23 protein-coding genes are annotated in these 24,786 nt (G+C 71.7%); all 23 read left to right on the forward strand.

Annotation, left to right across the window (positions count from 1 at the left end; all coding sequences use genetic code 11):
• Positions 1-152: 152 nt before the first annotated feature.
• Complete coding sequence (locus NQ707_RS00490) at positions 153-1,190, forward strand: ABC transporter substrate-binding protein (RefSeq protein ID WP_061225634.1); 1,038 nt, start codon at positions 153-155, stop codon at positions 1,188-1,190.
• On the forward strand, positions 1,187-3,529 hold the full coding sequence (locus tag NQ707_RS00495; RefSeq protein WP_404434055.1) for a hypothetical protein: 2,343 nt from the start codon (positions 1,187-1,189) through the stop codon (positions 3,527-3,529). Before NQ707_RS00490 ends, NQ707_RS00495 begins: the two co-directional genes overlap by 4 nt.
• Before the next feature lie 2 nt (positions 3,530-3,531).
• Entirely contained in the window at positions 3,532-4,557 is a 1,026-nt protein-coding gene (locus tag NQ707_RS00500; protein ID WP_055684576.1) for a hypothetical protein, read from the forward strand.
• Entirely contained in the window at positions 4,558-5,577 is a 1,020-nt protein-coding gene (locus NQ707_RS00505) for an iron ABC transporter permease (protein ID WP_055684575.1), read from the forward strand.
• On the forward strand, positions 5,574-6,644 hold the full coding sequence (locus tag NQ707_RS00510) for an iron chelate uptake ABC transporter family permease subunit (RefSeq protein WP_061225929.1): 1,071 nt from the start codon (positions 5,574-5,576) through the stop codon (positions 6,642-6,644). Before NQ707_RS00505 ends, NQ707_RS00510 begins: the two co-directional genes overlap by 4 nt.
• Entirely contained in the window at positions 6,641-7,453 is an 813-nt protein-coding gene (locus NQ707_RS00515) for an ABC transporter ATP-binding protein (RefSeq protein WP_055684573.1), read from the forward strand. The genes NQ707_RS00510 and NQ707_RS00515 overlap by 4 nt, the downstream gene beginning before the upstream one ends.
• Positions 7,450-8,694, forward strand: coding sequence for an enterochelin esterase domain-containing protein (locus tag NQ707_RS00520; RefSeq protein WP_058731677.1), 1,245 nt, complete (start codon positions 7,450-7,452; stop codon positions 8,692-8,694). Before NQ707_RS00515 ends, NQ707_RS00520 begins: the two co-directional genes overlap by 4 nt.
• 65 nt (positions 8,695-8,759) lie before the next feature.
• Complete coding sequence (locus NQ707_RS00525; RefSeq protein ID WP_058731676.1) at positions 8,760-10,487, forward strand: (2,3-dihydroxybenzoyl)adenylate synthase; 1,728 nt, start codon at positions 8,760-8,762, stop codon at positions 10,485-10,487.
• Between the two features lie 36 nt (positions 10,488-10,523).
• On the forward strand, positions 10,524-10,754 hold the full coding sequence (locus NQ707_RS00530; RefSeq protein ID WP_055684570.1) for a phosphopantetheine-binding protein: 231 nt from the start codon (positions 10,524-10,526) through the stop codon (positions 10,752-10,754).
• Between the two features lie 14 nt (positions 10,755-10,768).
• The gene (locus tag NQ707_RS00535; RefSeq protein WP_404434070.1) at positions 10,769-14,857 is read left to right on the forward strand and encodes an amino acid adenylation domain-containing protein; all 4,089 of its coding nucleotides are present in this window, start codon (positions 10,769-10,771) and stop codon (positions 14,855-14,857) included.
• Between the two features lie 168 nt (positions 14,858-15,025).
• On the forward strand, positions 15,026-17,332 hold the full coding sequence (locus NQ707_RS00540; RefSeq protein ID WP_404434074.1) for an S-layer homology domain-containing protein: 2,307 nt from the start codon (positions 15,026-15,028) through the stop codon (positions 17,330-17,332).
• A 391-nt stretch (positions 17,333-17,723) separates the two neighbouring features.
• Complete coding sequence (rplN, locus tag NQ707_RS00545; RefSeq protein ID WP_404434077.1) at positions 17,724-18,095, forward strand: 50S ribosomal protein L14; 372 nt, start codon at positions 17,724-17,726, stop codon at positions 18,093-18,095.
• 3 nt (positions 18,096-18,098) lie between these two features.
• A complete protein-coding gene (gene rplX, locus NQ707_RS00550; RefSeq protein WP_058731653.1) occupies positions 18,099-18,434 on the forward strand; it encodes a 50S ribosomal protein L24 in 336 nt (111 codons plus the stop codon).
• Positions 18,434-18,994: a 50S ribosomal protein L5 gene (rplE, locus tag NQ707_RS00555; RefSeq protein WP_055684565.1), complete on the forward strand. Its 561-nt coding sequence runs from the start codon at positions 18,434-18,436 to the stop codon at positions 18,992-18,994. The genes rplX and rplE overlap by 1 nt, the downstream gene beginning before the upstream one ends.
• Positions 18,995-19,061: 67 nt before the next feature.
• Complete coding sequence (gene rpsH, locus NQ707_RS00560) at positions 19,062-19,460, forward strand: 30S ribosomal protein S8 (RefSeq protein WP_055684564.1); 399 nt, start codon at positions 19,062-19,064, stop codon at positions 19,458-19,460.
• 28 nt (positions 19,461-19,488) lie between these two features.
• A complete protein-coding gene (gene rplF / locus NQ707_RS00565) occupies positions 19,489-20,025 on the forward strand; it encodes a 50S ribosomal protein L6 (RefSeq protein WP_055684563.1) in 537 nt (178 codons plus the stop codon).
• A 3-nt stretch (positions 20,026-20,028) separates the two neighbouring features.
• On the forward strand, positions 20,029-20,391 hold the full coding sequence (gene rplR, locus NQ707_RS00570) for a 50S ribosomal protein L18 (RefSeq protein WP_055684562.1): 363 nt from the start codon (positions 20,029-20,031) through the stop codon (positions 20,389-20,391).
• Positions 20,388-21,098 carry a 30S ribosomal protein S5 gene (gene rpsE, locus NQ707_RS00575; protein WP_129357356.1) on the forward strand — a complete coding sequence of 237 codons (711 nt, stop codon included), beginning with the start codon at positions 20,388-20,390 and terminating at the stop codon, positions 21,096-21,098. Before rplR ends, rpsE begins: the two co-directional genes overlap by 4 nt.
• Positions 21,098-21,307: a 50S ribosomal protein L30 gene (gene rpmD, locus NQ707_RS00580; RefSeq protein ID WP_055684560.1), complete on the forward strand. Its 210-nt coding sequence runs from the start codon at positions 21,098-21,100 to the stop codon at positions 21,305-21,307. The genes rpsE and rpmD overlap by 1 nt, the downstream gene beginning before the upstream one ends.
• 2 nt (positions 21,308-21,309) lie before the next feature.
• On the forward strand, positions 21,310-21,783 hold the full coding sequence (gene rplO, locus NQ707_RS00585) for a 50S ribosomal protein L15 (RefSeq protein WP_055684559.1): 474 nt from the start codon (positions 21,310-21,312) through the stop codon (positions 21,781-21,783).
• 258 nt (positions 21,784-22,041) lie between these two features.
• Positions 22,042-23,352 (forward strand): preprotein translocase subunit SecY, encoded by a 1,311-nt coding sequence (gene secY, locus NQ707_RS00590; RefSeq protein WP_055684558.1) that lies wholly within the window; start codon positions 22,042-22,044, stop codon positions 23,350-23,352.
• Entirely contained in the window at positions 23,349-23,918 is a 570-nt protein-coding gene (locus tag NQ707_RS00595; protein ID WP_058731646.1) for an adenylate kinase, read from the forward strand. Before secY ends, NQ707_RS00595 begins: the two co-directional genes overlap by 4 nt.
• A complete protein-coding gene (map, locus tag NQ707_RS00600; RefSeq protein WP_055684556.1) occupies positions 23,918-24,745 on the forward strand; it encodes a type I methionyl aminopeptidase in 828 nt (275 codons plus the stop codon). The genes NQ707_RS00595 and map overlap by 1 nt, the downstream gene beginning before the upstream one ends.
• Positions 24,746-24,786 lie beyond the last annotated feature (41 nt).

Genomic DNA, 24,786 nt, shown 5'->3' on the forward strand with positions numbered 1-24,786 from the left:
ATCCCGTGAAGGAGCCCCTTCCCCGTCTGCGGGGGAGGGGCTCCTTCGTGTCCTGCGTCGCATCTGCGTGACCCGGGGCTGCTATCGCTTGAAGCGAACGAATCCGCCGACTAAGGTGAGCCTGAGCTAATCGATCACTCCGGGGAGCCTTCATGCCCGTCATCGTCCCAGCCGGACCGCGCCGCACCGGGCGTCTGCGCACCCTCCTCGCCCTCCTGCTGGCACTCCTGTGCGCCAGCGTGCTGGCCGGGTGCGGGTCCGACGCCGGGGACGCCGAGTCCGACTCCGCCGGGCCCACCCGCACCGTCAAGGACATCGAGGGCACCGAGGTGCAGGTGCCGGAGAACCCGCAGCGGGTCGTGACCCTGTCCGAGCCGACCCTGGACGGGGCGCTGGCCCTGGGGGTCAAGCCCGTCGGGTCCGTGGCTGGGCGCGGGCAGTCCGGGGTGCCGCACTACCTGGCCGACAAGGCCGACGGGGTGAAGCTGCTGGGCAGCGTCTCGGAGCTGGACTACGAGGCCATCGGCGCGATGGACCCGGACCTGATCCTGGTGGACGGCACCAGCGTGAACAACCGCCCGGACGTCCTGGAGATCCTGCGCAAGATCGCCCCGGTGGTGTTCACCGGGTACGCCGGCGGACCCTGGGAGAAGAACTTCGATCGGGTGGCCGACGCGCTGAACCTGCAGGACAAGGCACGGCAGATCGAACAGGACTACCGCTCCACCGTGGAGCAGGACAAGCAGAAGCTGGCCGGTCGCTACGGGGACAAGACCTTCTCCATCGTGCGCTGGCAGGGCGGCGGAGCCTCCCTGATCCTCAAGGAGCTGCCTGCCGGCCGAGCCCTGACCGACCTCGGGCTCAAGCGCCCGCAGAACCAGGACCGCATGGGCCTGGGCCACTCCGACCCGGTCTCGCTGGAAAACCTGAACCAGATCGACGCCGACTACATGTTCTTCGGCACCCTGGGCGGATCCAGCCAGGACAACCCCAACGCCGGCGGCACCGCCGATCTCAGCGGCGCGCAGACCGCGCTGAAGGAAGCCGAGAAGGCCTCCGGCTTCACCGACCTGACCGCCTACAAGGACGGACACATCATCCCCGTGGACGGCTCCCGATGGACCTCCACCGGCGGCCCGCTGCTGATGCAGGGCATCGTCGCCGACGTGATGAAGGACCTGGACCAGTGATCCGTCCGCTGTCCGCCCACCGCACCCCGAAGGAAGCCCCCGCCGCCGTGAACCGCCTCATCTCCCACCCGCTGCGCCTGGCCGTGGCCGCGCTGCTGACGCTGGCCCTGCTCCTGCCCGCGGGTCTGCCGAGCCTGAGCCCGGCCCATGCGGCCGAGGACGAGACCCAGACCGTGAAGGCCTCCGACGGCACGGCGACGGTGACCTCGGTGAAGACGGTCCGTGAGGGCGCTGAGGTGACGGTGACCGGCACCGGGTGGACGGCCCAGGACGGTTCGGGCTCGAATGTGAGTGTGAAGCTGGATAAGGGCAAGACCACCATCGGTGGTGATGCCGTGGTGGCCACGGTGGACGCGAACGCCCAGGGCGAGTTCTCCGCGACCTTCCCGTTCCCGGGATCCGGTAACTCGAATGCCGCCTGGACGGTGGGCTCGTCCCACACGATCCACGTGCTCTCCGGGTCCGGCAAGACCGGGGACGTGGCCCGCAACGCGGTGCTCACCGTCGGCGTCGTGAAGGCCGACGGGACCACCGTGGACCCCGACGATCCGCAGCACTGGGACTCCTACGCCATCCCCGGCAAGGTGGGGGACACGGCCGTCGATGACGCCACCGTGCGCATCGCGCCGATCGGGACCGGAGACGGCGCCCGCCTGAAGCTGCACGGCGAGGGCTGGACCATGGCCGACGGCAAGCGCGGCTCCGTCATCGCCGTGAAGCTGCTGAAGAACAGCAAGGGCGACGCCTACACCCGGACCCCCAACACCAAGATCAACGACTATCTGACCGCTCGGGCGGGCAACAACGACAGCGTGTGGGTGCTGCTCACCCCGGACCAGTCCAAGGAGGACAAGGCCGCGGGCATCTTCCACATCGATGAGAAGGGCGAGTTCGATGTCGACATCGTCCTGCCCGATGGGCTGAAGCAGGGCCAGTATCTCAAGGCCCAGTTCCTCTCCGGTAAGAACGCGGAGTATGTCGATGCGTCCTGGAAGGACGTGCAGCGCTCCACGGCCGTCGGGCCGCTGAAGGTCGACGGGGTGGCTGCCGACGAGGACAGCCAGACCTCCGACGTCAAGTGCACCGACGTCACGAGCCGGCCCACCGTGACGGTGGAGACGAAGAACGTCGGCGTGGGCGGGAAGGTGCACGTCACCGGCTCCGGATACTGCAACCCCACGGCCAACACCGGTGCCGCCCATGTGGCCGTGAAGCTGGACGAGGGCAAGTACAGCCGCCTGGATGACGCCGTGAGCACCAACCGGACCATCTGGCAGATCATCGAGACCGATCAGTCCAACGGCACCTTCGACGCCTGGATCCAGCTGCCCGACGGCACCGATAAGACCTCGACCCCGGCCTTCCCCGAGGGGGCGCACACCCTGCGCTTCCTCTCCGGCTCGCTCAAGCCGGGAGACAAGGGCTCCACCGTCGGCGGGGCCGGCGTCGCCGACTTCGTGGTCGGGCAGTACCGTCCGCAGGGCGCCCCGGACCCGGTGGATCCGGGCTCGGCACTGACCTCCGGCAACCGGCACGGCGTCTCCGCGACGCTGGACGGGGACAAGCTCACCGTGACCGTGCCGGAGGGCCGGCAGGGAGACTGGATCCACACCAGCGCCTACACGGACGGCTCCCGACGCAGCGCCTGGCTGGGGGAGTGGCACCAGCTGGACGCGCGCAGGTCCGTGACCTACACCGTGGACCGCGAGGTGCTGCTGGCCGGGAAGTACCAGCTCCTGGTGCAGAACGGCAACGAGGGCCACGTCGGGGAGATCCTGGGCTGGACCACTCTGGAGCTGAAGGACACCGGCTCCGGGGACTCCGGCTCCTCCGGCGGCCACGGCACCAGCGGCTCCGGTCGCGCCACCGCGACCTCGCCGAACCGCACCTCCGGCACCGCGGAGCAGACCTCCGGCCCCGTGGCGGGCTCCGGGAGCACCTCGGTGCTCACCGGCGCGGCCGTGCCCGGTGGGAACGCCAGCAGCCTCTCCGACACCGCGCAGGACCAGACCTCCTACGTCGTGGTCCGCCGGGCCCCGGGCTCGGACACCGAGACTGTGGTCAAGCGCGTGGTGAAGAAGAAGGTCGCGAAGAAGCCCACCGCCAGCCCCTCCGCCCAGGCCGCCCAGGCCCAGCAGGCCCGGGGCTCCGGGCAGGATCAGGACCAGGCCGCCGCCCAGAGCACCGCCCGGAAGCACTCCTGGTTCTCCTGGGAGAACCTGCTGCTCGTGGCCGCCGCCGCCATTCTCCTGGCCCTCGTGCTCACCGGCGGCAAGAAGAAGACCCAGACCACGGCCGGCGCCGCCGGCTCCGCCTCCGATTCCGCAACCAAGGATTGAGCATGCGCACGCACCCTCGCCCCAGCATCCGCCGATGGCTGGCGACCCTCGTCGCTGTCCTCGCCGCCCTGATCATCGGCTCCTCCGCCGCCACGGCCCTGCCCCCGGGCGGCGCCTCCGGGAACAGCCCCGGCACCTCCAGCACGGTCTCCGGATCCGTGCGGGCCGGGGACTACCTGAGCTTCACCCTCAACGGCTTCCCCGCCGGATCCACCGTGTCCATCAAGTTCGACGATGGCAACACCTGCTCCTCGAATGCGCCCCAGGGGGCCTGCGTGGTGCACCAGCAGGTCGTCCCCTCCAACGGGTTGCTGAAGGGCTCCTTCCAGGTTCCCAAGGACATCAAGCAGGGCAAGCACACCCTGCGCTTCCTCACCGCGGTGCGCGTCGGCGATGACGGGTCCTCCAAGGGGTACTCCAACAAGAGCCCGCAGTTCACCGTGACCGGCGTGAACTCCGCCGCCCAGGGCGGCGGGTCCGTGTCCGGCACCCAGGTGGATCCCAACGCCGGCTCCAACTCCGGCGGGTCCGGCTCCGGGTCCAACGGCGGCTCCGGCTCCAACGGGAACTCCGGATCCAACGGTGGCCAGGGCTCCGGCTCCGGGTCCGGAGGGAACTCGGGGTCCAACGGCGGCTCCGGTTCGGATGCCGGGACCTCCGGGCAGGGCGGGACCACCACCCAGTACGTGGACGAGAACGGCAACCCCCTGACCGAGGAGCAGGCCAAGGCCCTGCAGGAGGAGGGCAAGGGCGGGCAGGTCAAGGAGGTGACCGAGGAGGTCGAGGAGAGCCAGTCGGCTTCGGCCTCGGCCACCCCCACCGCCAGCGCCTCGGCCTCGGCCAGCGCCTCCGCGGACTCCCGCGGCGCCCGCGAGGCCTCGGCCACCACCGAGGACTCCGGCTCCCAGTTCCCGTGGATCGGGGCCGGTGCCCTGGCCGCCGTCGCCATCGTGGCGGCCGTGGTGCTGGTGCGCCGCCGCCGTGCGGCTCAGGCCGAGTCCTCCGACTCCGCGGGGTCCGCCGACTAGATGGGCTCCATCTCCGCGACCCGGCGCCGACGCCGCCGGGTCCTGTGGCTGATCGCCGCGGCCGTTCTCCTGGTCGCCGCGATCGCCGCGTCGATCGCCTTCGGCTCCCACGCCCTGCCTGCGCGCGAGGTCTGGGCGGCGCTGACCGGGCACGGCCAGGGCCAGGCCGAGACCATCGTCACCCAGCAGCGGCTGCCGCGGACCCTCCTCGGGATCATGTGCGGGGCGAGCCTGGCGGTGGCCGGGGCCGTCATGCAGGCCCTGACCCGCAACCCTTTGGCCGAGCCCGGGCTGCTGGGCATCAACGCCGGCGCCTCCGTGACGGTCGTGCTTTGCGTCGTGCTGTTCGGGGCCCTGGGGATCCACGCCTACCTGCTGTGCGCCCTCGTCGGCGCGGGGCTGGCCGCCGTCGCGGTGTACGCCCTGGGCTCCGGGGGCACCGGTCGGTCCTCCGTGGTGCGCCTGGCCCTGGCCGGCGTCGCGATCTCCGCGGCCCTGGCCGCGCTGAACCAGGCGCTGATCCTCGCGGACCAGACCGCCTTCAACGAATTCCGCTTCTGGGTGGCCGGATCCCTGGAGAACCGCGGCTACGACATCGCCGCAGCGGTGGCGCCCCTGATGCTGCTGGGGCTGGCCCTGGCCCTCTGGGCGGCACCGGCGATCAACGCCCTGTCGATGGGCGAGGAGGCGGGGGTGGCCCTGGGTGTGCACCTGCGGCGCACCCAGACCATCGCCCTGGTGTGCGTGGCGGTGCTGGCCGGGGCGGCCACGGCCGCGATCGGGCCGATCACCTTCGTCGGGCTCGCGGTGCCGTTCATCGCCCGCCAGCTCATGGGTGCCGACCTGCGCTGGGTCACCGCCCTGAGCCTGCTGCTCGGACCGGTCTGGCTGCTGCTGGCCGACGTGCTCGCGCGCACCATCCTGGCCCCGGAGGAGACGCAGGTCGGGATCATCGCGACCCTCGTGGGCGCCCCCGTGTTCGTGGCCCTGATGTGCCGCAGGAAGGTCGAGGCCCTGTGAACCGCGTGCGCCGTCGTCCCCCGACCCAGACCCGCCCCGCGCGCACCCTGCGCCTGGGCGGCGGGCCCCGCGGATTCGGGCTCCGGGTGAGCCTGCGCCAGACGCTCGTGCTGACCGCACTGGCCGTGGTGCTGTTCGGGCTGGCCGTGCTCGCCCTGATGCAGGGGGAGTACCGGCTGAGCCCCGGGGAGGTCCTGCACACCCTCACCGGCGGCGGGCCCCGGCTGGCCCGGTACTTCGTGACCGAGGTGCGCGCCCCGCGGGTGCTCGCCGCGATCCTCGTCGGGGTGGCCCTGGGACTGTCCGGGGCGATCTTCCAGGTGGTCTCCGGCAACCCGCTGGGCTCCCCGGACATCATCGGCTTCACCCACGGGGCGGCCACCGGGGCCCTGCTGCAGATCATCGTCTTCGACGCCGGCCCCGGCGGGGTCGCCCTGGGCGCGGTGCTCGGCGGGCTGGGCACCGCCGTGGTCGTGTGGGGGCTGACCCGGCGCACCGGCCTGGGCGGCTACCGGGTGGTGCTGATCGGCATCGGGGTCGGGTCCACCCTGTCCGCCCTGAACTCCCTGCTGGTGGTGCGGGCCTCCCTGACGCAGGCCCAGACCGCGGCCGCCTGGCTCGTGGGCTCGCTGAACGCCATGACGTGGGCCAAGGTCGCCCTGCTCGGGATCGCGCTGCTGATCCTGCTGCCCGCGCTGCTGTGGCTGGCCCGGCCCCTGACCGCGCTGATGTACGGCGACGCCGTCGCCGCCGGCATCGGCGTGCCCGTGGGCCGGGTGCGGGTGCTCTCCCTGTTCGTCGGGGTGCTGCTGGTGGCCCTGGCCACCGCGACCACCGGGCCCGTCGCCTTTGTGGCCCTGGCGGCCCCCCACATCTGCCGGACCCTCACCCGAGTCACCGGGGCCGGCCTGGCCGGGGCCGCGCTCACGGGCGCGGTGCTCGTTCTCGGGGCTGACCTGCTCGCCCAGCACGCCCTGCCCGGGACCCTCGCCGTCGGAGTGGTCACCGGGGCTCTGGGCGGGTGCTACCTCGTCTACCTCATCGCCGCGGAACGGAGAAGACCATGACCGCATCTACCACGACCCCCGAGGCCCCCGCCCGGCTGCGGGCCGAGGACCTGCACGGCGGCTACGAGCACCGCGAGGTGCTGCACGGGGTGGACCTGGACGTGCTCGACGCCGAGCTGACCGTGATCCTCGGGCCCAACGCCTGCGGCAAGTCCACGCTGCTGAAGACCCTCTCGCGGGTGCTGCCGGCCGCCTCCGGGCAGGTTCTGCTGGACGGGACGCCCCTGCGGGACTGGCGCTCCAAGGAGGTCGCCCGCGCCCTGGCCATGCTCCCGCAGACCCCGGAGGCCCCCAGCGGGGTGACGGTCTCCGACGTCGTCGGGCGCGGCCGGTACCCGCACCAGTCCCTGCTGCGCACCTGGAGCCGGGAGGACGAGCGGATCTGCTCTGCGGCCATGGCCGCCTGCGGGGTGCTGGAGCTGGCCGACCGCCCGATCGAGGCCCTGTCCGGCGGGCAGCGCCAGCGGGTCTGGATCGCGATGACCCTGGCCCAGGACACCGAGCTGCTGCTGCTGGATGAGCCCACCACGTACCTGGACATCACCCACCAGATCGAGGTCCTCAACCTCACCCGGCGCCTGCACCGGGCGGGGAAGACCGTCGTCGTCGTGCTGCACGACCTGAACCTGGCCTTCCGCTACGCGACCCACGTGGTGCTGATGAAGGACGGGCAGGTGGCGGCCCAGGGGGCCCCGCGGGATATCGTGACGGCGCAGATCATCCGCGAGGTCTTCGACCTGGACTGCGTGATCGTGCCGGACCCGTGCACGAGCTCGCCGATGGTCGTGCCCACCGAGGAGGAGGAATGACGCAGCCGATGCCCGCCGCCCGCCGCCCGCCCAAGCCGCCCCGGCGCGAGCCCGTGCCCCGCACGGACTCGCCGCACCTGAGCGCACTCGAGAAGGAGCTGGCCGACCCGCAGGCCGCCGCCGCGGCCCACCGGCGGCTGCGCGAGCTGCTGGACGGGCCGCTGCCGCTGCTGGAGGAGGACCCGCAGGATCCCGCCAGGCAGATCGTGACCTTCCTCTACGAGGACGACGAGGCCGAGCAGGTCCTGCTCTTCGCCAATCGCCTCACCGACGAATCCGCGCTGGGGGCGACGCTGATGCACCGGCTCGGGCCCGACGGCCCCTGGCACGCCTCCTTCCGGATGCGCCGGACCTGGCGGGCCTCCTACTGCTTCATCCCCGCGAGCCCGGGTGCCCCGGCCCCCTGGATCTCGGCCCAGGACCACGTGCAGCTGCGCGCGGCCCTGGACGCCGGGGTCCCGGACCCGCGCAACGCGCTGACCTGCCCCAACCGGGACGGGCGGGCGCTGAGCGTGGTGGAGCTGGCCGACGCACCCCGGCAGCCCTACGTCTTCGCCCCGGCGGATGAGACCCAGCTGGTCTGGCACGCCGCCCCCGAAGAGCACCGGGTGGCCCTGCACCGCAGCGCCGGGGCCGACTCGCAATCCCCGGTGATCCTGATCTTCGACGGCGAGGTCTGGGCCCGGCACGGACTGATCGGCGCCGTCGAGCAGGCGGTGCGCGCCGGGGACCTGGCACCGGTGCACCTGGTCCTGCTGGATTCCGGCGGCCGGGAGCGGCGCTGGCGGGAGCTGGACGGCACCGAGCCGATCCACCGCTACGTCGCCGAAGCACTGCTGCCGTGGCTGCGCGCCGAGCACGGGCTGGACCCTGCCCCGGCGCGCACCTGCGCGGTCGGTCAGTCCCTCGGCGGCCTGGCCAGCCTGCTGTGCGGGCTGCTGGCCCCGCGGGTCGTGGGCGCGGTGGTCTCCCAGTCGGCCTCCCTGTGGCAGGAGGCCCCCGCCCGCGCCCTGGCCGAGCTGCTGGAGCGCGACGGCGCCCAGGCCCTGGCTGACTCCCGCTTCGTGCTGGAGGTCGGGGATCAGGAGTGGGTGCTCACCGGCCCCCACGACGACTTCGCCCGCGAGCTGCGCCGCAGCCCGGCCCGGGTGGAGTACCTGCGCTACGACGGCGGACACGACTACGCCTGCTGGCGCGGCTCCCTGATCCCCGCCCTCGTGCGGCTGTACCCCGCCGACTGAGCCGGGCCCGCCGATCCCGCCGGGCCCAGCCCCATCGAACCGACCCCGCAAAGGAGACCGTTTCCGTGAGCACATCCTCCCCGACCAGCACCGGCGCCGCCGGGCGCTCGCCGCTGGCGCCGTTTCCCGCGATCCCGGAGGAGGCCGCCCGCCGCTACCGCGAGGCCGGGCACTGGGTGGATGAGACCTTCCAGCAGTTCCTGCTGTGCAGCATCGACGCGCACCGGGAGAGCCTCGCCGTCGTCGGGCGCACCGCCGACGGCCTGCCCGGCGGATCCAGCCTGGACACGGTGCGCTGGACCTACGGGCAGCTGGAGGAGCAGGCCCTGGCCGCCGCCGCTCGCCTGCGGGAGGCCGGGGTGCGCCCGGGGGACCGGGTGATCCTGCAGCTGCCCAACACGGTGGAGTTCCTGGCGCACATGGTCGGGGCCTTCCTGTACGGGGCTCTGCCGGTGTTCGCGCTGCCCAAGCACCGGGCGGGGGAGCTGGAGCAGTTCGCCGCGCGCACCGACGCCGCCGCGCACGTGGTGGCCCAGGGCGCGGAGAACCACGATTACCGGGCCCTGCACGCCGAGTACGCCGCCCGGCTGGAGGAGCAGGGGCTCATCCCCCCGACGCTGATCGACGTCGCGGACCCGCAGGCGCACGCCCCGACCCCGCTGCGCCGGGAGGAGCTGCCCGAGCCGGTGCGCAACCGCGGGGCGCAGCGGCTGTCCGAGAACGCGGCCTTCCTGCAGCTGTCCGGCGGGACCACCGGGGTCTCCAAGCTCATCCCGCGCACCCACGCCGCCTATCTGTACTCCGTGCGGGAATCCGCCCGGATCTGCGGGCTGGATGCCTCCAGCCGGATGCTCGTGGCCATGCCCGCCGCGCACAACTTCACGATGAGCTCCCCGGGCATCCTCGGCGTCCTGTGGGCCGGGGGCGCGGTGATCCTGGCCGCCGACCCCAGCCCGCAGACGGCCTTCGCGCTGATCGAGCGGGAGCGGGCGGACATCGCCCCGCTGGTCCCGCCGCTGGCCCAGGCCTGGATCGCCTCCGCCAAGCGTCGGGCCCCGGATCTGTCCAGCCTGCGCCTCGTGCAGGTGGGCGGGGCGCGGTTCGCCCCGGCCGCGGCCGCGCAGGTGCGGCCCGTGCTGGGGGCCCGGCTGCAACAGGTCTTCGGGATGGCCGAGGGCCTGGTCAACTACACCCGGGAGGACGACGACGAGCAGCTGGTGCTCACCACCCAGGGGACCCCCATCAGCCCGGACGACGAGGTGCTCATCCTGGACGACGAGGGTCGGCCCGTGCCCGAGGGGCAGCCCGGGCACCTGCTGACCCGTGGGCCCTACACCATCCGCGGGTACTACGGGGAGGAGCACGCCAACCGCACCTCCTTCACCGAGGACGGCTTCTACCGCACCGGGGACATCGTGCGCCGGCACCCCTCCGGGCACCTGGAGGTCACCGGCCGGGCCAAGGACCAGATCAACCGGGCCGGGGAGAAGATCGCGGTGGATGAGCTGGAGGACCTGGCCCTGGACCGCCTGGCCGTGGCCGACGCCGTCGCGGTGGGCATCCCGGACGAGGCCGTGGGCGAGCGGGTGGGTCTGATCCTGGTGCCCCGCCCCGGGCAGGAGCTGGGGGAGGACCCGCGGGCCGCGGTGCGCGCGAGCTTCCGCGAGGCGGGCCTGGCCGAGTTCAAGATCCCGGAGCGGGTGGTGGTCATGGACCGCCTGCCGCTGACCAACGTCGGGAAGATCTCCCGCAAGCAGCTGCGCGCCCACCTGGCCGAGCGCCTGGCCGACTGACGCACCCACCATCCCCATCTGAGGAGGAGCACCACCATGATCGACGACGCCACCCTGCGCACCATCCTGAGCACCCACCTGCCCGAGGCCGACGCCGCCGAGCGGGCCCTGGCCGACCCGGAGGCCAGCCTGTTCGAGCTGGGCTTGGACTCCATCGCGACCTTCGCCCTGCTGGATGACCTGGCCGCGGCCGGGGTGCAGGCGGAGTTCACGGAGCTGATCGCCCGGCCCACCGTGTCCTTCCTGCGCGAGGCCTCCCAGCGCTAGGACCGGATCCGCCGATGACAGCCCCCGAGCACCCCTGGCACCCGATCACCGAGGCCGCCCGCGGCATCTACATGGCCGCGCGCCTGGACCCGGAGAACCCCTGCTACACCACCGCCGAGTGCGTGCAGCTGCCCGCCGCGCCCGACGTCGCCGCCCTGGAGCGGGCCCTGCGCCTGGTGTACGCGGAGAACCCCGGGTTCCGCGTGCGCTGCGCCGAGCGGGACGGGCGGGTGCTGTGGCGGGAGATCCCGCTGGAGCGGTTCCTGGACGGCGTCGAGGTGCTGCGCCCGGTGACCCTCCCGGCCCCCGAGGCCGCGGGGGATCAGACGGACGGGGAGCGGGAGGAGGCGATCCGCGAGACGGTGCTGGCCTGGTGCTCCGAGCAGCTGCGGCACCCCCTGGAGGCGCTGTCCGGGCAGACCGTGCGCAGCGCCCTGATCGAGTGCGGAGGCCGGTTCTTCCTGCTGCACTGCTTCCACCACCTCGTCGCCGACGGCTTCGCGGCCTTCGACGCCCTGCGCCGGCTGGGCCGGGTCTACGGGCAGATCCTGAACGGGCAGGACCCGGTCCCGTCGCAGCGCCCGGGCCTGGCCGAGCTGGCCGCCCAGGACGCCGACGACGTCCCGGTGCGCGCCGAGCACGCCGAGGCCTTCCAGCCGCTGCTGCAGGAGCTGGAGCAGGGGGAGGATCACTCCCTGGCCGGACGCGCCGCGGACGCCCCGGCGGTGGCCCACCGGGCCCGCCGGGAGCTGGACCCGGCACTGCAGGAGGCGCTGCTGGGGGCGGGGAAGGCCGCCGGGACCGGGTGGCCCGCGGCCGTCGTCGCGGCGGCCGGATCCTACCTGACCCGGGTGCTCGGCCTGTCCAGCGCCCGCTACGGGGTCCCGCAGATGAACCGCGTGCTGCCCGGCGGGCCCCGGGTGGCCGCGCGCACCGGGTGCACGGCGGTGAACCTGCTGCCGGTGGCCGTGTCCGCCGGCGGGAGCCCGGCAGCGCAGCTGGGGGAGGTGACCGCTCAGCTGGCCCGCAACCAGGCCCATGGGCTGGTGCGCCAGGAGGAGCTGGAGCGGCAGGCCCGGCGCCGCGGGGCCCGGCTGTTCGGTGCGCAGCTGAACGTCGTCCCCTTCGACGCCGTCCTGCCCTTCGGGCAGGGCACGGCGCGCGTGCACAACGTCAGCGCGGGGCCGGTCCCGGACCTGACGGTGACCGTGCGGGGGATGCCCGGGCGCGGGCACCCGATCAGCCTGGAGCTGGACGCCAACCCCGCCCTGTACGGCCGTGAGCAGGCCGAGGCCCACGCCGAGCGCCTGGTGCACTGGCTGGGCGCGTGGGGGCGGGCGGCCGTTGACGGGACTGACGTCGACGAGCTGGAGCAGGCCACCCCGGCGGAGCTAGCCCGGCTGGACGAGCTGGCGGAGACCCGGGTGCCGCGGCGCTCCGGAACCCTGTGGGAGGGCTTCGCGGCCGCCGCGGCCGAGCACCCTGAGGAGACCGCCGTGATCGAGGGCCCGGCCTACCCGGGCCCCGGGGAGGGGTTCCGCGGTCGGCGCCTGACCTACGCCGAGCTGGCCGAGGCCGCGCGCACCCGCGCCGCGGCCCTGGCGAGCCTGGGCGTGGCCCCCGGGGACCCGGTGGCCCTGCGCACCCACCGCGGCCTGGACCAGTACGTCAGCGTGTACGCCCTGCTCGCGGCGGGTGCGGTCTATCTGCCGGTGGACCCGCAGCTGCCGGCCGAGCGGGTCGCCGGGATGCTCGCCGACGCAGGCTGCCCCTGGCTGCTGGAGGGCCCGGGCCTGGACCCGTTGGAGCTGGGTTCCTCGGCCACCGAGCACCCGGTGACCGCGCTGACCGCTGCGGACCTGGCCCGGGCCGAGGAGCGGGTGTGCGCTGAGCAGGCCGCATCCGCAGGCCTCGAGGACCCGCTGCCCGGCACCCGGCGCGCCCCGGAGGACCTCGCCTATATCCTGTTCACCTCCGGGTCCACCGGGCGTCCCAAGGGCGTGCCCATCACCCACGCAGGGATCGACAACCGGCTGGCCTGGCAGCAGCACCTGGCTCCCGTGGGTCCGGGGGACCGGGTGGCGCACAAGACGGCCGTCTCCTTCGACGTGCACGTGTGGGAGCTGTACTGGCCGCTGCGACACGGGGCCGGCGTCGTCGTGGCGGCCCCCGAGGGGCATAAGGACCCGGAGCACCTGGCCCGGCTGATCACCGAGGCCCGGGTGGACTGCCTGCACTTCGTGCCCACGATGCTCTCGGCGTTCCTGGCTTCCCCGGGGGCGGCCCGGACGCTCGCGGCCGGGGCGCACCGGCCGCGCACCGTGGTGTGCAGCGGGGAGGCCCTGACCCGGGAGCAGGTGGCCGGGTGCCGCCGGATGCTCGGCACCGGGCCGCTGAACCTCTACGGCCCCACGGAGGCCGCCGTGGACGTCACCGCCTGGGCCACCGAGGAGCACCCGGAGGAGCCCGTGGTGCCCATCGGCCGGCCCGCCTGGAACACCGGGGTGCACGTCCTGGACGCGAGCGGGCACCGCTGCCCGGTCGGGGTCGTGGGGCACCTGTGCCTGTCGGGGGTGCAGGTCACTCCCGGATACCTGCACCGCCCCGAGGCCGACGCCGCCGCGTTCCGGCACCTGCCGGCCGGACGGCTCGGGGACGAGGGCCCGGAGCGGGTGCGGGTCTACCGCACGGGGGATCTGGCCCGGTGGCGCCCGGACGGGGCCCTGGAGTACCGGGGACGCACGGACCACCAGGTCAAGATCGGCGGGCAGCGCCTGGAGCTGGGCGAGGTGGAGACCGTGCTGGCCGCGGTGCCCGGGGTGAGCGCCGCCGTCGCCCTGGTGCGCCGGATCGGGGCGCAGGAGGTGCTCGTCGGCTTCCTGGAGGCCGCAGCGGAGGAGGACCGGATCGTGCAGCGGGCCCGGGACCACGCCGAACGGCACCTGCCCGGGTACATGGTGCCCACGGTCTGGCAGGTGCTGCAGCGCCTGCCGATCACCGCCAACGGCAAGGCGGACCGCCGGGCGCTGGCCGAACGGGAGATCACCGAGGCCCCGGGGCAGGACGGCGCCCCAGGACGGGAGGGCGGCCCGGCCACCTGGCGGGAGGCGGTCCTGGGAGAGCTGTTCGGGCAGGTGCTCGAGCGCGAGCCGCTGGGGCCCGGCGCGGACTTCTTCGCGGCCGGGGGCGCGTCCCTGACCGCGCTGGAGCTGGTGGCCCGGATCGACGAGCGGCTGGGCCTGCCCTGCTCCCTGGCGCAGATCTTCGCCCACCCGACCCCGGCCGCACTGTCCGCGGCCCTGGGGGAGGAATCGGCCGCCGGTCTCGGGGCGGATCTGGCGCCGACGCTGCTGCTGCGCCGCGGCTCGGACCCTGCCGCAGCACCCCTGGTGCTGCTGCCCCCGGCCGGGGGTCTCGGCTGGTGCTACGCGGGGCTGCTGCCCGCCCTGGGCCCGGCCCGCACCGTGTGGACGCTGCAGGCCCCGCAGTTCACCGACCCGCAGGCTCCGGAGCCTGCGGACCTGGAGGAGCTGGCCCCCCAGCAGCTGCCGCTGCTGCGCGAGATCGCCCCCGACGGCGCGGATCTGGCCGGATGGTCCGTCGGCGGAATGGCCGCGGTGCACCTGGCGGGCCTGGCCGAACGGGAGGGTGGCCCGCGAATCGGTGCGGTGGGGCTGCTGGACGCCTACCCGCCGTCGTACTGGCGGTCCCTGCCCGCACCGGGCCCGGGGGAGCTGTGGCGGGCCCTGATGCGCATGGGCGGGGTGGAACCGCAGGCCCCGCCGCGAAACCTGGAGGAGACCCTGGCGGCTTTGCGCGAGCACGGCTCGCCCCTGGCGGCCCTGGACGACGCCGCCCTGCGCACCAGCATCGCGGCGGTGCGCCGGGCCATGGCCCACACCCGCGGGGCGGACCCGGCCCCGGTGCGCGCCCGGCTGCTGCACGTCGGGGCCGAGCGGACCCTGGGCGAAGGGGCCCCGGCGCAGGCCTGGGCCCGCACCGGGGCGCTGGAGCGTCAGACCGTGCCCGGGGATCACGCCGCGGTCATCCGGGGCGCGGGCGCCCGGGCCCTGGCCTCGATGCTGGGCGACGGGCGGGGCTGAGCCCGGCGCGTCGATCCCGATCGGCCACGGCATTGGCGCACGGCGCACTGAGGCGTAAGCTCTATCTCAGCCCACCTTTAGGAAAGGCTAAGCTGTGTGTCCTGTGACGCGCGGCTGTCCACCTCGCGCCGTCCCCGCCCACGGCGGGGACCCGATGAATGAGGAAAGATGACGATCTCCTGCCAGCGCCCCCGGCGCCGTCTGAAGAACCTGGCCGTGGGAGCCACCGCCGCCTCCCTGCTGGCCTCCGCCCTGATGGTCCCGGCCCAGGCCGCCCCGGCCGAGAGCGCCGCCTCGAGCGCCCGCAGCGTCGAAGTCTCGGCCCAGCAGACCCAGGGCCTGCCCGGTCAGTACCAGATGGCCTACTCCCAGAAGAACGACAAGCTGTGGGTCACCGGCTCCTCCGGGCGTCCCCCGATCGAGACCGCCACCATCGCCCGGGTGAAACCCTCGACGATGAAGATCGAGGCCAACGCCGCGATGCCCACGCTGCGCACCGGCACCGGCCAGAACGCCGGCTACCAGTACAACGGCGCCTACGGGATCGCCGCGGACGATGCGAACAACACCGTCTGGGTCACCAACACCCGCTCCAGTGCGGTATCCGTGTTCGACCAGACCACCCTGAAGCAGATCTGGACCTCCTACGACCCGGCGGCCTCCGAGCAGGTCGTGGACCACCCGCGCGAGGTCAAGATCGACGACGCCACTGGCCGCGCCTTCGTCACCGACGGGAAGGGCGTCGTCGCCTTCGACCTGACCACCCACGAGGCCCAGCGCATCGACGTCGGCGAGGGCGCCGGCACCGGGATGAACTCCTTCCTGGACGAGGAGGCCGGGCGCCTGTACACCCCGGACATCTCCCGCGGCGTCGTCAGCGTGATCGACACCAAGACCCTCAAGGTCGTGCAGACCATCACCGTGCACGCGGACGACTCCTCCGCGGGCCTGTCCCCGTCGGACGTGACGGTGGACAAGTCCCTGAACGAGATCTACGTCTCCAGACAGGGCAAGGGCGGCAAGAACTCCGGGGTCACGGTCTACGACCTGACCACCGGTGAGTACAAGAAGTCCATCCCCTTCGGGACCCAGGCCCTGGCCATCGACAACGATGAGGCCCGTGACCTGGTCTACGTCACCGACTTCGGCAAGGGCGAGGTCGGGGTGATCGACGCCCGCACCGGCAAGGTCGTCAGCTCCGTGGACACCGGCTCCCGGGCGACCAACGACGTCCTGGTCACCCCCGAGGGGGCCTTCGCGGTGGACAAGGCCGGCGCCTACGCCAACCAGTCCGTGCCGTTCACCCTGGACTTCACCAGCGGCACCACCCGCACCTCCAACACCGAGCAGAAGGGCTACGGCGCCCAGCTGAGCCCCATCAACGCGGACACCCTCTACAAGATCGACACCAAGGTCACCGAGACCTCCCCGGAGTCGGAGGCTCCCGCGGAGGAGCAGACTGTGAAGGCCTCCGACGGCACGGCGACGGTGACCTCGGTGAAGACGGTCCGTGAGGGCGCTGAGGTGACGGTGACCGGCACCGGGTGGACGGCCCAGGACGGTTCGGGCTCGAATGTGAGTGTGAAGCTGGATAAGGGCAAGACCACCATCGGTGGTGATGCCGTGGTGGCCACGGTGGACGCGAACGCCCAGGGCGAGTTCTCCGCGACCTTCCCGTTCCCGGGATCCGGTAACTCGAATGCCGCCTGGACGGTGGGCTTGTCCCACACGATCCACGTGCTCTCCGGGTCCGGCAAGGAGGGGGATGTGGCCCGCAACGCGGTGCTCACCGTCGGCGTCGCCGCTGCCCCCGCCTCCGCCGACGAGGCCTCCGAGGTCTCGCAGGTCTCCCCGCAGGCCACCGCCTTCCAGGGTTACCCGGCGGCCACGAAGACCACGGACAAGGTCCTCACGGACCGGGACTTCAAGGACGTCACCGACTCCACGATCTTCGCCAAGGAGATCCGCTCGATCGCCAACAAGGGCATCACCGAGGGCTGGGACGACAACACCTACCGCCCCTGGGCCAACATCGAGCGCGGGCAGATGGCCGCCTACATCTACCGGATGGCCGGTTCCCCGTCCTACACGGCGCCGGCCAGCCCGCAGTTCATCGACGTCAGCAAGGACGACCCCTTCTACAAGGAGATCTCCTGGCTGCACGCCACCGGCATCGCCCAGGGCTGGAGCGACGGCACGTTCCGTCCGAACGCCAAGGTCGAGCGCGGGGCTATGGCCGCGTTCTTCTACCGTGCCGCGGGCTCCCCGCAGTACCGGGCCGGGAACCCCGCCTTCTCGGATGTGCAGCGCGGGGAGACCTTCTACAAGGAGATCGCCTGGCTGCAGGACAGCGGCATCACCAAGGGCTACGATGACGGCACCTTCCGTCCCTGGACCGCGATCAAGCGGGACCAGATGGCGGCCTTCGTGGACCGCTTCTCCGGACGGTACAAGGTGACCGTCTCCGCGCAGTGATCTGACCCGCCCCGTCGGCGCCCCCGCCCGTCGTCCCCGCGACGCGGCGGGGGCGCCGTCGCGTGCGCTGTGGTATGGTTGTGTATTCGTGCGGCCTTCGTGACCGCACACCACCACGGATCCTTCGTGCCAGTGCATAATGCCGCTGAGACGGGCGCATTCGCCCGAGACCTCGGGCGGGTCCAGATGCTCCTGGCATGGGGGATCCCAGGCGCGACCGCCAACCCCGCAGCTGTCCGCTTCCCAGCGGACGGGCCGCGGAGACCGGCGCGTCACCTCATCCCGACCAAAGTGTTCCGCAAGGCCCACGGCGCGTCGGCCGGCCCTGCCGCCCTCACGAAGGGCGCATCCGGCGGCGGCGTGAGAACCGGCGAGACGACAGGAGTATTCAGTGATTAAGCAGGAGTCACGGCTCAAGGTCGCCGACAACACGGGTGCGAAGGAAATCCTGACCATCCGCGTTCTCGGCGGCTCCGGCCGTCGCTACGCAGGCATCGGCGACATCATCGTCGCCACCGTCAAGGACGCGATCCCTGGCGGCAACGTGAAGAAGGGCGACGTCGTCAAGGCCGTCGTCGTCCGCACCCGCAAGGAGACCCGTCGCCCGGACGGCTCCTACATCAAGTTCGACGAGAACTCGGCGGTGATCCTCAAGAACACCGACGGCGACCCCCGCGGCACCCGCATCTTCGGGCCCGTTGGGCGCGAGCTGCGCGACAAGAAGTTCATGAAGATCATCTCGCTGGCCCCGGAGGTGCTGTAACTCATGGCGAAGATCAAGAGCGGCGACCTCGTTCAGGTCATCTCCGGCGCGGACAAGGGCAAGCAGGGCAAGGTCCTGCACGTGTTCCCCTCCACCCAGCGCGTGCTGGTGGAGAACGTCCGGGTCATCACCAAGCACACCAAGGCCAACCCGACCACCGGTGAGGGCGGCGGCATCGTCAAGACCGAGGCCCCGATCCACATCTCCAACGTCGCGATCGTCGACCCGGAGACCGGCAAGCCCACCCGCGTCGGGTTCCGCGAAGAGACCGTCGAGCGCGACGGACGCCAGCGCACCGTGCGCGTGCGCGTGTCCAAGAGCTCGGGGAAGGATCTGTGATGACTGAGACCAAGACCACCCCCCGCTTCAAGGCCAAGTTCAACGACGAGGTCGTGCCCGCGCTGCAGGAGCAGTTCGGCTACGCCAACCCGATGCAGTCCCCGCGGCTGGTCAAGGTCGTCGTGAACATGGGCGTGGGCGAGGCCGCCCGCGACTCCAAGCTCATCGACTCGGCCGTGCGCGACCTGACCCTCATCACCGGTCAGAAGCCGCAGGTGTCCAAGGCCAAGAAGTCCATCGCCCAGTTCAAGCTGCGCGAGGGCCAGCCCATCGGCTGCCACGTGACCCTGCGCGGTGACCGCATGTGGGAGTTCCTGGACCGCCTCGTGACCCTGGCGCTGCCGCGCATCCGCGACTTCCGCGGACTGTCCGACCGCCAGTTCGACGGCAACGGCAACTACACCTTCGGGCTGACCGAGCAGTCGATGTTCCACGAGATCGACCAGGACTCGATCGACCGCGTGCGCGGCATGGACATCACCGTGGTGACCACCGCCCGCACCGACGACGAGGGCCGCGCCGTGCTCAAGGCGCTCGGCTTCCCGTTCAAGACCAACTAACGACTACGTTTCAGGTCCCCTGCCCGCGGGCGGGAGGAAACCGTCACGAGGAAGGGCCAGAGCCCACATGACCATGACAGATCCTGTCGCAGACATGCTCACGCGCCTGCGCAACGCCAACACGGCGCACCACGACTCCGTGTCGATGCCGTTCTCCAAGCTCAAGGGCCGGATCGCCGAGATCCTCAAGTCCGAGGGCTACATCAAGGACTGGCACGAAGAGGAGGCCCAGGTCGGCAAGACGCTGACCCTGGACCTGAAGTTCGGCCAGAACCGCGAGTCCTCCATCGCCGGGGTGCGCCGCATCTCCAAGCCGGGCCTGCGCGTGTACGCCAAGTCCACCAACCTGCCCCAGGTGCTGGGCGGGCTCGGCATCGCCATCCTGTCCACCTCCTCCGGTCTGCTCACTGACAAGCAGGCCGCTGCCAAGGGCGTCGGCGGGGAAGTCCTCGCCTACGTCTGGTAGTCGGTACATAGAGAAAGGAAGAGATCTTATGTCACGTATCGGACGTCTCCCCATCTCGGTGCCGGCTGGTGTCGAGGTAACCATCGACGGTTCGCGCGTCGCGGTCAAGGGATCCAAGGGGGAGCTCTCCCGCACGATCTCCGCGCCGATCACCGTCTCCCAGGACGACGGCGTCATCACCGTCTCCCGTCCGGACGACGAGCGGGTCTCCCGCTCGCTGCACGGGCTGTCCCGCACCCTGATCTCCAACATGATCCAGGGTGTCTCCGAGGGCTACTCCAAGAAGCTCGAGATCGTCGGCACGGGCTACCGTGTGATGGCCAAGGGCACCGACCTGGAGTTCGCGCTGGGCTACTCCCACCCCATCACGGTGAAGGCCCCCGAGGGCATCACCTTCGCGGTGGAGGGCAACAACAAGCTCACCGTCTCGGGCATCGACAAGCAGCAGGTCGGCCAGGTGGCCGCCAACATCCGCGGCCTGCGGGCCCCGGACCCCTACAAGGGCAAGGGCATCCGCTACGCCGGCGAGCAGATCCGCCGCAAGGTCGGAAAGGCTGGTAAGTAATCCATGGCTAACAAGACGAAGTTCGCTGCTCGCACGCGTCGTCACCAGCGCGTGCGCAAGCACGTGTCCGGGACCCCGGCCCGCCCGCGGCTGTCGGTGTTCCGCTCGACCCAGCACATGTTCGTGCAGGTCATCGACGACACCAAGGGGCACACCATCGCCTCCGCCTCCACCCTGGAGGCCGAGCTGCGCAACGCAACCGAGATGGACAAGACCGCCAAGGCCCGCCGCGTCGGCGAGCTGGTCGCCGAGCGCGCCAAGGCCGCCGGCATCGAGTCCGTCGTCTTCGATCGGGGCGGCAACAAGTACCACGGCCGCGTGGCCGCGGTGGCCGACGGCGCCCGGGAAGGTGGGCTGGCACTGTGAGCGAGCAGACCACGAACAAGAAGGAAACCCAGGTGGCAGACAACACCGCTGCACCCGAGAGCACCGAGGCCCAGAACAACGGCGCCCAGCAGCGCGACGACCGCCGCGGCGGTCGCGGTGAGCGCGGCGGCCGGGGTCGCAACGACCGCGGCGGACGCAACGACCGCGGCCGCGGCGGGCGCGATGAGGACAAGGACAAGTTCCTCGAGCGCGTCGTGAGCATCAACCGCGTGTCCAAGGTCGTCAAGGGCGGTCGGCGCTTCAGCTTCACCGCGCTGGTCGTCGTCGGCGACGGCAACGGCATGGTCGGCGTCGGCTACGGCAAGGCCAAGGAGGTGCCCTCCGCGATCTCCAAGGGCGTGGAGGAGGCCAAGAAGAACTTCTTCCGCGTCCCCCGCGTCGAGGACCGCACCATCCCGCACCGCGTGCAGGGTGAGGCCGCGGCCGGCGTGGTCATGCTGCGTCCGGCCACCGCCGGTACCGGTGTGATCGCCGGCGGTCCGGTGCGCGCCGTGCTCGAGTGCGCCGGGATCCACGACGTCCTGTCGAAGTCCCTGGGCTCCTCGAACCAGATCAACATCGTCCACGCGACCGTCGAGGCGCTGAAGCAGCTGGAGGAGCCCGTCGCGGTGGCAGCCCGTCGCGGCCTGCCCAACGACGAGGTCATCCCCAGCTACCTGCGTCGCAGCGAAAAGGCAGGTGCGTAATGACCGGCAAGCGGATTCAGCCCAGCGACGCGAAGCTGGAGATCACGCAGATCAAGTCCTACGTTGGCCAGAAGCAGAACATGCGCGACACCCTGCGCTCCCTGGGCCTGAAGCGCCCGGGCAACACCGTGACCCGCACCGCGGATCCGGTGACCTGCGGCATGGTCAACACCGTCGCTCACCTCGTGAAGGTTGAGGAGGTCAAGTAACCATGGCAGAGACCAACGAAGAGCGCCAGGGCGCCATCAAGCTGCACGACCTGCGGCCGGCCCCCGGTGCGCACAAGGCCAAGACCCGCGTGGGTCGCGGCGAGGCGTCCAAGGGCAAGACCGCCGGGCGCGGCACCAAGGGCACCAAGGCCCGCAACCAGGTCAAGGCCGGCTTCGAGGGCGGGCAGCTGCCGCTGCACATGCGCCTGCCGAAGCTGCGCGGGTTCAAGAACCCGTTCCGGGTGGAGTACCAGGTCGTGAACCTGGACCGCATCTCGGAGCTGTACCCGGAGGGCGGTGAGGTGACCGTGGAGTCCCTCGTCGCCAAGGGCGCGGTGCGCAAGAACCAGCCCGTGAAGGTCCTGGGCCAGGGTGAGCTGACCGTGAAGGTCGACGTCACCGTGGACAAGTTCTCCGCCTCCGCGGCGCAGAAGATCCAGGCCGTCGGCGGCACCGCCACCGCGACCGCCCAGTAGTCGAGGGGGTCCCGGCGCCCTCGGCGTCGGACCCTCCTCGATCAGGCCAGGCCCCTCTCCCGGAGAGCGATCTTTCCGGGGGAGGGGCCTGCGCCGTTCCCCCGTACCCGTCCCGGCCCCGCCCGGCGACCCCGGGTAGAGTGTCCTAGACTGGCCCGGGGAGATCCCGCCGTCTGTCGACGGCGCCCGCCCGCCCCGACGGTGCGCGGGGCCCGCGGCGTCATCCCCGCCACCCCATCTTCTGCCACAGGAGGCCATGTGCTCAGCGCTTTCGGACGGGCGTTCAAGACCCCGGACCTGCGACGCAAGCTGCTGTTCACCCTCGCGATGATCGTCATCTACCGCGTGGGCACGTTCATCCCCGCCCCGGGGGTCAGCTACGGCAACGTCCAGCAGTGCCTGGCCCTGGGCGGCACCACCGGCGGCATCTACGACATGGTCAACCTGTTCAGCGGCGGCGCGTTGCTGCAGCTGTCCATCTTCGCCCTGGGTGTGATGCCCTACATCACCGCCTCGATCATCGTGCAGCTGCTGCGCGTGGTCATCCCGCGCTTCCAGGAGCTGCACCAGGAGGGCGGACAGGGCCAGCAGAAGCTCACCCAGTACACCCGCTACCTGACCCTGGCGCTGGCGGCCCTGAACGCCACGACCATCATCTCCCTGGCCCGCTCCGGCTCCCTGCTGGGCAGCTGCCCGCTGCCGATCATCCCCGATGACTCGATCCTCATGGTCATCATCCTGATCATCACCCTGACCGCGGGCACCGGCATCATCATGTGGATGGGCGAGCAGATCACGGAGAAGGGCGTCGGCAACGGCATGTCCCTGCTGATCTTCACCTCGATCGCCGCCTCCTTCCCGACCGCCCTGGGCAACATCTTCAAGGAGCAGGGCGGCTGGGTGTTCTCCCTGATCCTGCTGGTGGGCCTCGTGGTGATCGTCGCCGTCGTGTTCGTCGAGCAGTCCCAGCGGCGCATCCCCGTGCAGTACGCCAAGCGCATGATCGGGCGGCGCACGATCGGGGGGACCTCCACCTACATCCCGCTGAAGGTCAACATGGCCGGCGTGATCCCGGTGATCTTCGCCTCCTCCCTGCTCATGGTGCCCGGGCTGATCGCGAACTTCGCGACGCCGAAGGACGGCACGGCCCCGCCGGAGTGGGTCAACTGGATCAACTCCTACCTGGTGCGCGGGGACCATCCGCTGTACATGGCCGTGTACTTTCTGCTGATCATCGCCTTCGCGTACTTCTACGCCTCGATCACCTTCAACCCGCAGGAGGTCTCGGACAACATGAAGCGCTACGGCGGCTTCATCCCGGGCATCCGCGCGGGTCGACCCACCGAGCGCTACCTGGCCTACGTGCTCAACCGCATCACCCTGCCGGGCTCGCTGTACCTGGGGATCATCGCGATGATCCCGCTGGTCGCGCTCGTGCTGGTCAACGCCAACCAGAACTTCCCGTTCGGCGGCACCTCGCTGCTGATCGTGGTCGGCGTCGGTCTGGACACCATCAAGCAGATCGACGCCCAGCTGCAACAACGACACTACGAAGGACTGCTGCGATGAACCGCCTGCTGATCATCGGTCCCCCCGGGGCCGGCAAGGGGACCCAGGCCGCCCGGATCGCCGAGGAGCTCGGCATCCCCGCGATCTCCACCGGGGACATCTTCCGCAAGAACATCTCGGAGCAGACCGAGCTGGGCCGGGAGGCGAAGTCCTACATCGACGCCGGCAACCTCGTCCCGGACGAGGTCACCAACCGTATGGTGCGCGACCGCCTGGGCCAGGACGACGCCCGGGGCGGCTTCCTGCTGGACGGCTACCCGCGCAACACCGCGCAGGTGCAGGAGCTGGACGCGATTCTGGAGGAGCTCGGCCAGTCCCTGGACCGGGTCCTGCTGCTGACCGCCGAGGATGACGAGCTGGTCCAGCGTCTGCTGGGCCGGGCCGCCGAGCAGGGCCGCAGCGACGACACCGAGGAGGTCATCCGCCACCGCCTGGAGGTCTACCGCGCCGAGACCGCCCCGATCATCGGGCTCTACGAGCAGCGGGGCCTGGTGGCCCGCGTGGACGGCCTGGGCACGGTCCAGGAGGTCGCCGAGCGCCTGCTGGCCGCGCTGGGCCGGTCCTGATGTTCGGACGCCGGAGGATCGAGTACAAGACCGACGCGCAGCTGCGCACCATGGCCCGCGCCGGGGTCGTGACCTCGCGGGCGCTGGACGCGGCCGTGGCCGCCGCGGCCCCGGGGGTGTCCACCGCGGACCTGGACGCCGTCTTCCGCGAGGTGCTCGCCGAGCACGGGGCGACGTCGAACTTCCTGGGCTACTACGACTACCCGGCGACCATCTGCGCCTCCCCGAACGAGATCGTGGTCCACGGCATCCCGGGCCCGCGGGCCCTGGGGGAGGCCGACATCATCTCGATCGACGGCGGGGCCATCGTGGAGGGCTGGCATGGGGACTCCGCGCGCACCGTGCTGATGCCCCGAGCCGGTTCCGAGGATCGGGAGCTGTCCGAGATCACCCGAGAAGCCATGTGGCACGGCATCGCCGCGGCGGCCTCGGCCCAGCGGGTCGGGGAGATCGGGGCGGCGATCGAGGACTTCGTGCGCGCCGAGTCCGGCGGGACCTACGGCATCATCGAGGACTACGTGGGCCACGGCATCGGCTCGGCCATGCACATGGCCCCGGACGTGCCCAACTACCGCACCCGTGAGGCGGGTCCCAGGATCAAGCCGGGCATGGCCCTGGCCATCGAGCCCATGCTCGTGACAGGATCGACGCAGACCGAGGTCCTCGAGGACGACTGGACGGTCGTGACCCTGGACGGCTCGCACTCCAGCCAGTGGGAGCACTCGGTGGCCTTCCACCGGGATGGGATCTGGGTCCTGACCGCCGAGGACGGCGGCGCCGAGGAGCTCGCGCGCCGAGGCGTGCGGGTGGCGCCGATCCCGCAGTAGCCGCGGGCCCGCACCGGAACCACGCACACCACCACAGATCA

It is taken from the genome of Rothia sp. BD8 (assembly GCF_044878465.1).
GTDB classification, from domain to species: Bacteria; Actinomycetota; Actinomycetes; order Actinomycetales; family Micrococcaceae; genus Rothia; species Rothia kristinae.

Coding starts and splice junctions, on each gene's coding strand:
- map (WP_055684556.1), top strand. CDS start 23,918: ATGTTCGGACGCCGGAGGATCGAGTACAAGACCGACGCGCAGCTGCGC.
- rplR (WP_055684562.1), top strand. CDS start 20,029: ATGGCTAACAAGACGAAGTTCGCTGCTCGCACGCGTCGTCACCAGCGC.
- rplO (WP_055684559.1), top strand. CDS start 21,310: ATGGCAGAGACCAACGAAGAGCGCCAGGGCGCCATCAAGCTGCACGAC.
- NQ707_RS00500 (WP_055684576.1), top strand. CDS start 3,532: ATGCGCACGCACCCTCGCCCCAGCATCCGCCGATGGCTGGCGACCCTC.
- NQ707_RS00530 (WP_055684570.1), top strand. CDS start 10,524: ATGATCGACGACGCCACCCTGCGCACCATCCTGAGCACCCACCTGCCC.
- rplF (WP_055684563.1), top strand. CDS start 19,489: ATGTCACGTATCGGACGTCTCCCCATCTCGGTGCCGGCTGGTGTCGAG.
- NQ707_RS00520 (WP_058731677.1), top strand. CDS start 7,450: ATGACGCAGCCGATGCCCGCCGCCCGCCGCCCGCCCAAGCCGCCCCGG.
- NQ707_RS00535 (WP_404434070.1), top strand. CDS start 10,769: ATGACAGCCCCCGAGCACCCCTGGCACCCGATCACCGAGGCCGCCCGC.
- rpsH (WP_055684564.1), top strand. CDS start 19,062: ATGACCATGACAGATCCTGTCGCAGACATGCTCACGCGCCTGCGCAAC.
- NQ707_RS00505 (WP_055684575.1), top strand. CDS start 4,558: ATGGGCTCCATCTCCGCGACCCGGCGCCGACGCCGCCGGGTCCTGTGG.
- NQ707_RS00540 (WP_404434074.1), top strand. CDS start 15,026: ATGACGATCTCCTGCCAGCGCCCCCGGCGCCGTCTGAAGAACCTGGCC.
- rpmD (WP_055684560.1), top strand. CDS start 21,098: ATGACCGGCAAGCGGATTCAGCCCAGCGACGCGAAGCTGGAGATCACG.
- rplX (WP_058731653.1), top strand. CDS start 18,099: ATGGCGAAGATCAAGAGCGGCGACCTCGTTCAGGTCATCTCCGGCGCG.
- NQ707_RS00490 (WP_061225634.1), top strand. CDS start 153: ATGCCCGTCATCGTCCCAGCCGGACCGCGCCGCACCGGGCGTCTGCGC.
- NQ707_RS00515 (WP_055684573.1), top strand. CDS start 6,641: ATGACCGCATCTACCACGACCCCCGAGGCCCCCGCCCGGCTGCGGGCC.
- rplE (WP_055684565.1), top strand. CDS start 18,434: ATGACTGAGACCAAGACCACCCCCCGCTTCAAGGCCAAGTTCAACGAC.
- NQ707_RS00595 (WP_058731646.1), top strand. CDS start 23,349: ATGAACCGCCTGCTGATCATCGGTCCCCCCGGGGCCGGCAAGGGGACC.